Genomic DNA, 1,470 nt, shown 5'->3' with positions numbered 1-1,470 from the left:
TAAACTGGCACCTATGTCAAGGACACTATAAAAAAAGAGATTAAGCCACTAAAAGATGATTCCTGTATTGAATAGGGGTCATCTTTTTTAAGTTCCATTGATATCGATAATTGTTATAGTAAACCATATAATGATTAATTTTCGCCTTTAATTCTTTTAATGTTTTACAGGATTTATAATCAACATCATCCTTTAAATGGCCAAAGAATGACTCCTGAGGAGCATTATCCCAACAGTTTCCTCTTCGGGACATAGATTGGCCTAAACCGTATTCCTTTAATAACTTTTGATATCTTGGACTTGTGTAATGGCTTCCTTGGTCTGAGTGGATAAAGGCATCCTTATGTAGAGTAACTTTCTTGTTGTTCATTAATTTATGGATTGTCTTCGTTGCGATGTCTAGTGTGATACGATCAGAAACGTGGTAAGCTAGGATTTCGTTAGTGGATGCATCTTTTACGGTTGACAAATAAGCCATACCATTACCGTTATATGGCAAATAGGTGATATCCGTTAATAGTACCTTTCCAGGCAGCCCTTGCTTAAATTCCCTGTTCAACTTGTTAGGAACAACCTGATGTTCCTTTGTTGCCTTAGCGATCTTTTTATAAGGGTTTGCCCTTCTATGAGGACAGACTATGTTATATTTCCTCATGATTCTTTGAATCTTTTTACGACTAAGTATCAGGTTAAACTCCTTCTCCAATATCATTTTTATGGACCGCGATCCTTTCTTATATCCGCGGCGACTAAATGCCATAAAAATAATTTCCTTGGCTTCTACGTCCAATTGTTCCCTTGCTTCACGGCTAATGGATGCCTTAAGATAGCTATAATATCCGGAACGAGAGACCTCTAAAAGGTCACAAAAATACCTTGTCATTCGCTTAAATTGATTTTGTCCAATGGTTTCATAAATTAACTGATACACTCTACTCGAATTTAGATTTTTGCTTGCGTTTAGCAGCCTCCTTTCTGTCACTTCTAGCTTTTTTAATAGCTCCACCTGTCCCTCCAGTAGCTTAATTCTTGCTTCCTGTAGTCCAATTATTTCGACTGGTGTAAGTTCCCGTTTCAATGGTCTACCTGAATTGTTTTTCCTCGAATCGGTCAAACCAATTACCCCGTTCTTTTCATATGCCTTCTTCCATCTGTAGGCTGACTGTTCAATCCGTTTTAGCCCAATAACGTCGACATCAAATCCATTCTCTATAAAGATTTGACGTGGAAATTTACCATCCAGATATTCATCCATAAATTTGTTTTTAAAAGAATCCGAATAAGTAATGGATCTTTCACTGACGCTTTCCACATTGGGATTTTTCTGAAGTGTTTTTATCTCTTTAGATGTAAATGTTATCTTACTCATGTTGTCCCCTTATTTCCCGTATGTTGAAATTTAAGTATATAAAAAAATACCTGCAGATAAAACACTCTTTTTCAAGTGTCCTAACTACAGGTACCATATTA

At 36.3% G+C, this 1,470-nt stretch carries 1 protein-coding gene; it reads right to left on the bottom strand.

Annotated elements, in window-relative coordinates:
* Positions 1-40 precede the first annotated feature (40 nt).
* A complete protein-coding gene (locus tag J2Z37_RS25375) occupies positions 41-1,369 on the bottom strand; it encodes an IS3 family transposase (protein WP_209813093.1) in 1,329 nt (442 codons plus the stop codon).
* Positions 1,370-1,470: the final 101 nt, after the last annotated feature.

Origin of the sequence: Ammoniphilus resinae (genome assembly GCF_017873965.1) — a bacterium.
GTDB classification, from domain to species: Bacteria; Bacillota; Bacilli; order Aneurinibacillales; family RAOX-1; genus Ammoniphilus_A; species Ammoniphilus_A resinae.
The sequence above is the reverse complement of the archived record's forward strand: the minus strand, read 5'-3'. Positions and strand labels throughout refer to the sequence as shown.